General features: G+C 43.6%; 8 protein-coding genes and 1 tRNA gene. 4 read left to right on the forward strand and 5 right to left on the reverse strand.

Annotation, left to right across the window (positions count from 1 at the left end):
• The first annotated feature begins 160 nt into the window (after positions 1-160).
• Genes DDR33_RS16745 through DDR33_RS16755 form a run of 3 tightly spaced genes read left to right on the forward strand, consistent with a single transcriptional unit; the run spans position 161 to position 3,028 of the window.
• Positions 161-898 carry a helix-turn-helix domain-containing protein gene (locus DDR33_RS16745; protein WP_109416960.1) on the forward strand — a complete coding sequence of 246 codons (738 nt, stop codon included), beginning with the start codon at positions 161-163 and terminating at the stop codon, positions 896-898.
• A gap of 57 nt (positions 899-955) precedes the next feature.
• The gene (locus DDR33_RS16750) at positions 956-1,900 is read left to right on the forward strand and encodes an NAD(P)-dependent alcohol dehydrogenase (RefSeq protein WP_109416961.1); all 945 of its coding nucleotides are present in this window, start codon (positions 956-958) and stop codon (positions 1,898-1,900) included.
• A 48-nt stretch (positions 1,901-1,948) separates the two neighbouring features.
• Positions 1,949-3,028, forward strand: coding sequence for an alkene reductase (locus DDR33_RS16755; protein WP_109416962.1), 1,080 nt, complete (start codon positions 1,949-1,951; stop codon positions 3,026-3,028).
• Positions 3,029-3,119: 91 nt separating this feature from the next.
• On the opposite strand, the gene DDR33_RS16760 is transcribed toward DDR33_RS16755, so the two are convergent.
• Positions 3,120-4,142 (reverse strand): LLM class flavin-dependent oxidoreductase, encoded by a 1,023-nt coding sequence (locus tag DDR33_RS16760; protein WP_109416963.1) that lies wholly within the window; start codon positions 4,140-4,142, stop codon positions 3,120-3,122.
• 224 nt (positions 4,143-4,366) lie between these two features.
• Between DDR33_RS16760 and DDR33_RS16765 the strand changes: the two genes are divergently transcribed.
• The gene (locus DDR33_RS16765) at positions 4,367-6,478 is read left to right on the forward strand and encodes a beta-glucosidase (protein ID WP_109416964.1); all 2,112 of its coding nucleotides are present in this window, start codon (positions 4,367-4,369) and stop codon (positions 6,476-6,478) included.
• Between the two features lie 78 nt (positions 6,479-6,556).
• Here DDR33_RS16765 and DDR33_RS16770 read toward each other — a convergent pair.
• From DDR33_RS16770 to DDR33_RS26730, 4 genes are all read right to left on the reverse strand, one after another.
• Positions 6,557-6,647 (reverse strand) — tRNA-Ser (locus DDR33_RS16770).
• Positions 6,648-6,700: 53 nt separating this feature from the next.
• Complete coding sequence (locus tag DDR33_RS16775; RefSeq protein WP_109416965.1) at positions 6,701-7,750, reverse strand: asparaginase; 1,050 nt, start codon at positions 7,748-7,750, stop codon at positions 6,701-6,703.
• A 51-nt stretch (positions 7,751-7,801) separates the two neighbouring features.
• On the reverse strand, positions 7,802-8,569 hold the full coding sequence (locus DDR33_RS16780; protein ID WP_109416966.1) for a TatD family hydrolase: 768 nt from the start codon (positions 8,567-8,569) through the stop codon (positions 7,802-7,804).
• 82 nt (positions 8,570-8,651) lie between these two features.
• Positions 8,652-9,003, reverse strand: a 352-nt coding sequence (locus tag DDR33_RS26730; RefSeq protein ID WP_238387837.1) for an Hsp70 family protein, incomplete at its 5' end; no start/stop codon positions are given.

Raw genomic sequence — 9,003 nt, forward strand, 5'->3', positions numbered from 1 at the left:
CGCTTCATTTGCTCAAAGCCAGCATTTCCGTTCCAGTTCAATTATCTTAGGGTTGATGAAGACAGCGAGCTATGTTACTTGAGATATAACACCGTGAACACCCTTGGGAATTTCTGCTTTTATCAATACCTTACAACTGCTTTCACGAAGACAGATTCCTATGAAAGAACCATTAAGTAATCCGTTTATTCTCGCCCTTACAGCACACAATCTTACCGTCGAGATCCATAAACATTCGGCCTATCAAATTGTCCTGTCGAATGATTCTCCGTTTACTTCAACCATTAACGGGCAGTTGCACCGGGATATCCAGGGCTTTCTGATCAAACCGCAAGTCCCTCATCTGTGTGTCGCCGAAAAGGGCACATTAAGTGTCCTTAATATAGAACCCTATTCTAACGTAGGTTTAGAACTTTCAAAAAGCTTCAATCCTGCCCAAGCCTGTATCCTATTCCATTCCAGGGCTGAAATACTGAACTATTTTAAAATAGAAACCGATCATTTTGACATCCGCTCTGTCATCAGTGCATTACTTCTGAAGACGCCGGAAAAACAATATGATGAACGGGTAACAAAAATGGTTGAATATATCAGAACCAATTTTTTTGACCGGGATATCAATCCGCAAACCTTCTCTGACCTGGTTTTTCTTTCCCCCTCCCGTTTAGCTTCATTATTTAAAGAACAGACGGGGAGTAGCCTGTCCAAATACTTGCTGTGGACGAGATTACGGCAAGCTATTTATGTTACTCTTTCGGAGAAGGACAAAGGCCTTACAGAAATTGCATATTATACCGGGTTTTATGATCTCCCTCAATTGAATAAGTATATGTATGAAATGTTCGGCATGCCCCCAACAGCACTGAAACACAATAGTGATCTGATACAAGTCTATTAGGTTGCGACCGGCCATCTTTGTAGCATAGTTTATTTATCAAATTTTAAGGAAAAGAAAATGAAAACAATTGCTTACAAAGTGTTTGGTGATACAGGGGTATTACAAACCATTGATGAACAAAAACCATCTATCCAGCCAAACCAGGTTTTAGTAAAAGTAAAAGCGGTTTCGATCAATCCCCTGGACTGGAAAATCAGGAAAGGCGAAATGAAACTCATGTCGGGATCAAAGTTCCCAAAGCACACAGGGACTGATTTTGCCGGAGTTATTGAAGATGCCGGGGCATCAGTAGCTAATTTCAAAAAAGGCGACGAGGTCTTTGGAATGGTAAAAAATAACATGAAAGACGGAGCATTAGCTGAATATGTTGCTGTCCCTTCAACATCCATCTGGAAAAAACCTGCCGGTATCAGCTTCGTTCAGGGCGCCTCCATTCCTACTGCGGGTGCTGCCGCAGTTACCGCTTTTCAAAAAATGGGCAGGATTAATCCGGACTCCCGGATTTTAATAAACGGAGCCACAGGCGGTTTCGGCATGTTCCTGCTGCAACTGCTGAGAGATACTGGAGCCAGCGTTACGGCAGTTACCGGCACTGACGCATTGGCTTTCGCAAAAGAATGGGGAGCTGGTTCTGTAGTGGACTACAAAAAAGATAATGTACTCTCTCAAAAGGTAGTTTATGACATCGTTATCGATTTATCCGCCAAGATGAGATTTTCAAATGCCAAACGGATCATGAAACCCGGTGCCTTGTTTTTAAATCCGGTCCCGGGGCTCTCTGATATCATCACGTCGCCCGTCAGAAATTTATTCAGGAGTAAGAAGCATGTCGCTTTGCTCACCGCCCCTTCTGAAGAAAACATCCCTATGCTACTAAATGCAATCAGCAAGGGGTTGACAATTGAAGTAAGTAAAACATTTACGTTTAATCAGGCCAAAGAGGCTTATAAATATGCTGAGAAAGGCGGGTACCCAGGCAAAATAGCCATAGAGGTTAATTAGCAATTTTTAAATCAAATTTATCCACAAACAGAAACTGAATCTAAAATCATGAAATTACTTGATCAAATCAGATTAGGAAATCTGACACTAAAAAATAGCATGGTGATGTCTGCCATGACAAGAAGCCGTGCCGATATCAACGGAATTGTCGGTGATCTGCACATTGAATATTACACACAGAGAGTGAGCGCGGGGCTCCTGATTACCGAAGCTATCAACATTAGTGAACAAGCGATCGGAAGTCCTTTTACACCTGGTCTTTTCACGGAAGAACAAATTAAAGCATGGAGAAAAGTTACCAGGGCAGTTCACGATAACGGTGGAATTATTGTCGCCCAGCTCTGGCACACAGGACGGGCAGGACACTCGGTTGACCGGAAAGGAGTACTGCCTGTTGCTCCTTCAGCGGTTCCGATCACCGCGATGAAACATTTTACATCTCAGGGGCTCAGGGATTATGAAATCCCACGCACGCTCACCTCTGATGAAATCAAACAAATAATAAAAGATTACGGGCAGGCGGCAAGAAACGCTATGGCTGCAGGTTTTGATGGCGTTGAGCTTCACTCCGCAAACGGATATCTGCCCAATCAATTCTTAGCTGATAACGCCAATATAAGAACTGACGAATATGGTGGAAGCATCGAAAATAAAAGCAGGTTTGTTCTGGAAGTGATGCAGGAACTGATCGACGCTGTTGGAGCTGATAAAGTTGGCGTTAAGCTCTCCCCTTTCCATCCTTATGGAGACATTCTGTTTGATAACCCCACCGCCACCTTTAGCTATCTGATCGGAGAACTTAACAAATTGGATTTTGCCTACGTAGAGTTAATGAAACGCAGTCCGGCGTTCCCTGTTCCAGACTATCCGGAGGATGATGAAATTGAATTGTTTGGAAAGCAGCTCAAGCAGGTTGTGATAGCCAATAGCGGGTACAATAAATCATCTGCCGGGGCTGAACTTGAGAAAGGTATTGCCAAACTCATCTCCTTCGGTACTCTATTTCTGGCAAATCCGGATCTCCCGCGGCGATTTGACAAGGATGCGCCGCTAAACGAGCCCGACAGAGCAACTATGTTTGGAGGCGGAGCGGAAGGATATATCGACTATCCGTTTCTGAAATGGTAAAGAAAAGCAACTCTGGTGAGGTTTTCATATTCGGAATATGATTGTTATTTCAATCACATTCCGATTTTTTTATTTATAAATTTAATGAAACTTATCGCCATCCTAAACCCGGAGCCACATGCTCCAATATAGAAGACAGAACATGCACATTGTAGTCAACTCCTAATGTATTGGGTATCGTTAAAAGGAGTGTGTCTGCCTCCTGAATAGCTTCATCATGAGCCAGTTCCTTTATGAGTTGATCAGGCTCCGCAGCATAGCTTCTTCCAAAAATGGCGCGTTTATCACTTTCAATAAAACCGATTTTATCGGCACCGCTTCCCTGCCCCCCGAAGAAATACCTGTCCTGGTCGCTTACCAGTGCAAAAATCGACCTGCTTACCGAAACCCTCGCCTCTCTTTGATGCCCGGCTTTCTTCCAGGCTTCTTTGTACAGCCTGATTTGTTCGGCCTGTTGAACATGAAAGGGTTTGCCACTTTCGTCATATTTCAGTGTAGAGCTTTGCAGGTGCATGCCGTTCTCAGCTGCCCAGACAGCTGTAGCATTGGAAGCAGCGCCCCACCAGATACGATCCCGCAGCCCTTCGGAGTAGGGCTCTAAACGTAATAAGCCAGGAGGATTAGGAAACATCGGATAAGGATTAGGTTCGGCAAATCCCACACCTTTTAGCTTATCCAAAAACTCCAGTGCCTTACGCCGGCCCATGTCTGCCTCAGTTTCTCCATCAGCCGGTTCATAACCGAAGTAACGCCAGCCATCGATCACCTGCTCAGGCGAGCCTCTGCTGATGCCCAATTGTAATCGTCCTCGGGAAATCAAGTCAGCAGCTCCCGCATCTTCTACCATGTACAATGGATTTTCATAACGCATGTCGATTACACCGGTGCCAATCTCTATGCTGCCCGTTTTGGCGCCGATAGCAGATAGCAACGGAAAAGGTGATGCTAACTGAGCAGCAAAATGATGTACCCGAAAATATGCACCGTCTAAACCAATTTCTTCGGCGGCTACAGCAAGCTCAATAGACTGAAGCAGCGTGTCACCCGCTGTACGGGTTTTATAAGCTGTATGATTGGACCAGTGTCCGAATGATAAAAATCCAATTTTCTTCATAAACTTCTCCGTATTGCAAAATACCCTTGTAAATATAGCGATTAAGCCAGAGCATTGAATTAATCAGCATGTGTAAATCCCGGCGATGAGCCTTAACTCATTTATGGAAACTTCTATAAAATCTTACATCTTTTTCGTCTTCGCCTTATTTTATATTAAAAAGTAAAACGATTTAGTAGATTCTTAACGGAGATTTCTCATATTTACATCTTATAACCAGAGTGATGAACCAAAAAAGAATAACCAGACTATTGCTATTCCTGGTGGCAGGTATTGTATATACGAACAGTTACTGCCAGGTAGCCTCCCCATTTAAACCCCGCTTAACTTTTAGCGAAGCAGATACAAAAGCCGAGGAAATCTTGCGCAAGATGACTCTGGATGAAAAAACAGAGTTTATTGCCGGGGACGATATGCTTATCAGGGGCTTAAAGCGCTTCAATATTCCGCCCGTAATTATGGCGGATGCGACTGGCGGCGTGCGCCTGGCATTTGACGACTCCGGAAATCCAAAATGGGGAGTAACCGCGAAGAAAAGCACAGCATTTCCGAACCCGCTCTCACTTGCTGCAACATGGGACCGCGAACTCGCATACAACTATGCAAGAAGTATTGGCGAAGAATGCCGGGCGGGAAACATCCATATTTTACTTGGCCCCGGCATGAATATATACCGGATCTCGCAGTGCGGCAGAAATTTCGAATATTTAGGAGAAGATCCTTTTCTCGCGGGCAGAATCGTCGAAAACTATGTAACAGGACTTCAAAGTACAGGCACTATAGCAACATTAAAGCATTTTCTGTGTAACCAAACGGAGTTCAAGCGAAGAAGGAGTAACGCGATTGTCGATGAACGCACCCTGCACGAAATCTACATGCCTGCTTTTGAAGCCGGAATTAATGCCGGCGCAATGGCGGTAATGACAGCTTACAACCAGCTTAACGGCGAATGGTGCGGGGAAAGCAGCTATGTGATAAAAGAGCTCCTCAGAAAAGATCTTGGATTTAAGTGGCTCGTTATGTGCGACTGGTGGGGTATATATGATGGAGCGAAAACAACCAGTGCAGGACTTGACCTCGAAATGCCCTGGGCTACAGCCTTGAAAGACGTCAAAGGAAAAATTGCTGAAGGTAAAATAAAGGAGTCCGACATAGACCGTATGGTAAAAAGCATCCTGAGAACCTGCTTCGCTATGGGGATTTACGATGATATAAACAGCCGTACAGAGACTGCGGTTGATTTCAATCAGCATGAACAAGTTGCCCTGAACACCGCAAGGGAAGGAATCGTTTTACTCAAAAATTCAGATGCAATTCTCCCCTTGTCGAATGAAAAGAGCAGGAAGATTCTCATCACGGGAAAATATGTGACAAAACTTGCGAGAGGAGGAGGTTCCGCATATGTAAACGGTTATAACAACATTAACCTGCTGGACGCACTCAGAAATGAGTTCGGGGAACAGGTCAATTATATTGACAAACCAGATGCAGAACAACTGAGAAAGGCAGATGTAGTATTAGTCAGTACCGGAACCTTTGACGAAGAAGGAACAGACAGGTCCTTTTCTTTGACACCAGATGAGGAAAAAGAAATATCAAGATTAGTTTCGCTAAATAAGCATACAGTTGTCCTCGTCAATGCAGGTGGAGGTATCAGAATGACAGGCTGGGCTTCGGAGGCAGCAGCGATACTCTACGGGTGGTACCCGGGGCAGACAGGAAATGTTGCAATGGCTGAAATTCTTTCGGGTAAGACGAATCCTTCAGGTAAGCTTCCCATATCAATTGAAAAACAATTTGAAGACACTCCCGGGCATACTTATCTCCCTGAAGGCAAGAATGTAACCGATCAGACGCCAGAACACGAACATCCGGTATACGATATACATTATAATGAAGGAGTTTTCGTGGGCTACCGCTGGAACGAATCCCAAAAAACAGATCCCCTATTCCCCTTTGGATATGGTCTTTCCTATAGCCGTTTTTCTTACAGCAAACTTAAAACGACACCTGGTACGTTCTCTGAGGGGGATAGTGTCACAGTATCTTTTGAGATAAAAAACACGGGCAAAGTTGCCGGGACTGAGATTGTACAGGTATACGTATCCGATCCTGAAGCTAGTGTACCCAGACCGGAAAAAGAGCTAAAAGGCTTTTCCAGGGTATTCCTGAAACCCGGGGAGTCAAAGCGAGTGGAAATCATTTTAAATAAACGCTCATTCGCTTTCTGGGATGTCAACACGAAAAGCTGGAAAGCAGAGCCCGGCGTATACAGGATACTGGTCGGACGCTCATCAAGAGGTATTGAACTTAGCTCCGCTATAAATATGAAGTAGGGGAATTCTCTTTCCTCAAAAACAAAAATACCTGCAAATTATTCGTTTGCAGGTATTTAATATTTTTGATACTAATTCTGGCGGAGAGTGAGAGATTCGAACTCTCGATACCCTTTTGAGGTATACACACTTTCCAGGCGTGCTCCTTCAACCACTCGGACAACTCTCCTCTAAGAGGTTGCAAAAGTAATAAAATCTGCAAGATTTACAGAACTTTTATTTTTAAAATACAGACTTGGAAGGTACAGCCAAAGGCGTCTTACTCAGTTCACCCCGCAGGTTGGTTTCCAGGAGATGGCTGATCCTCTCGGCGGAATATCCACGTCCCAGCAAAAACATCAACTTGGTGATTGCAGCCTCGTAAGTCATATCGTAACCACTTGTCACCCCCATATTCTTCAGAGGACGACTGGTTTCATATCGTCCAAGCTCTACAGTCCCAACCTTACATTGTGATATATCAAGAACTACCTTTCCCTTGTCAAGGGCTGTCTGAAGACAGCTGAGAAACCATTGATCTGTATTCGTATTTCCTGCACCAAAGGTCTCCAATATAATAGCATCAGCCTTGGAATTCACTATAGCTGCAACTGTTTCCTCGCTGATGCCAGGATACAACTTCAATACGGCTATAGAATTGCTGAGCTTTTTATGTGCTTTAAATTTACACTCATCGCATTTGCGGATACTGGCATCGTTAAATCTCAGATGTACGCCCGCCTCGGCAAGAACCGGGTAATTGGGTGATCTGAATGCTTCGAACTTAGCTGAATTATACTTAAATGCCCTGTTTCCTCTGAAAAGCTGAAAATCAAAATAGATACAAACTTCAGGAACCCTTGCCTTTCCGTTTTGCTTTGCTGTTGCGATTTCGAGCGCTGTAATCAGATTTTCTTTTGCATCTGTTCTGATCTCCCCTATCGGCAATTGTGATCCTGTGAAGATTACCGGCTTGTTCAGCCCTTCCAGCATAAAACTTAATGCTGAAGCCGAAAATGCCATAGTATCAGAACCATGCAATATGACAAAGCCATCATAAAGCTCGTAATTCTTGTCTACAAGATCCGCAAGCTCCACCCATATCCGCGGATTCATGTTAGATGAATCAATAATATCTGAAAATGAATGAACTGTTATTTCGTAATTTAATCGCTGAAGCTCAGGAACATTTTCCGTGATCAAATTGAAGTCGAGAGGCTTCAAGGTACCCGTTACTTTGTCCTGAACCATACCTATTGTCCCCCCGGTATATATTATCAGTACCTTTGTCATCCTAAACTTCTATGTAATATTTTTGATAAAGATATAAAAGGAATACATTACTCAAATACCAAAAATTCTTTTTGAGTTATTTGTCGTAATCTTTGCCACTTCCTCCATGGAGAGATTTTTAACCTCCGCCACTTTTCCCGCTACATACACCAGGTAACTGCTCTCATTGGGTTTACCCCTGAAAGGCACCGGTGTAAGATATGGCGAGTCTGTCTCTAATACGAGATTTTGCAGGTCAAGGTTCGCTACAACTTTATCAAGTCCTGAGTTTTTATATGTAATCACGCCCCCTATTCCCAGGTAAAACCCGAGCTCTATGATTTTCTTCGCCTGTTCTTCTGACCCGGTAAAACAATGAAAAATCCCCCTTAATCTTTCATCCTTCAATTCGTAAAGAATTTCATATACCTCCTCAAAAGCCTCCCGGCAATGGATCACGATAGGCAGATTCTTGTCCTTAGCCCATCCAATCTGGATCCTGAATGCTTCTTTCTGAATCTCCAGCGTAGTTTTATCCCAATAGAGATCAATACCGATCTCCCCTATCGCCCAAATCTTTTGATCCTCAATCACAGAAAGAATAGTATCAAGCTCTTCCTGGTAGTTTTCCCTGACATCGCATGGATGCAGCCCCAGCATGGGGAAACAATTTTCAGGATATTCAGATGTTAGCTGATTTACAAGTTCTATAGATTCGGAATTGACATTTGGCAGAAATAAGCGCGAAACATTGTTCTCAAGACATCGCTCTATCAGCTGTTTTCTCTTTTCCGGTTCCTTTTCGTAATAAAGGTGCGTATGCGTGTCGGTTAAAATCATTCCTGCGGCAAAATTAAGTATAAATAACAAAAAAGCCGTCTCTGTTTAAAGAAACGGCTTTTCTATAGAGATATTACCTTACTTATTTTACTTCTTCGTAATCTACATCGGTAACAGTATCACCATTATTATTAGCAGCATTCCCTGCCTGGCCACCCTCAGCATTAGGTTGACCCTGTGCTCCAGCCTCTTGTGTTGCTTTGTACATATCTTCGGAAGCAGCATTCCATGCATTCTGCAATTCAGCCTGCGCGGCGTCAATCTCTGCAAAATTCTTCGAAGCATGAGCTTCTTTTAACTTCTTCAAAGCACTTTCAATAGGATCCTTCTTGTCAGCAGGAATCTTGTCGCCATACTCTTTCAACTGTTTTTCAGTAGAGAAGATCAGTGCATCGGCAGCGTTCAGCTTGTCGATCTCTTCTTTGGCCTTCTTG

The organism is Pararcticibacter amylolyticus, assembly GCF_003130405.1.
Classification (GTDB): Bacteria; Bacteroidota; Bacteroidia; order Sphingobacteriales; family Sphingobacteriaceae; genus Arcticibacter; species Arcticibacter amylolyticus.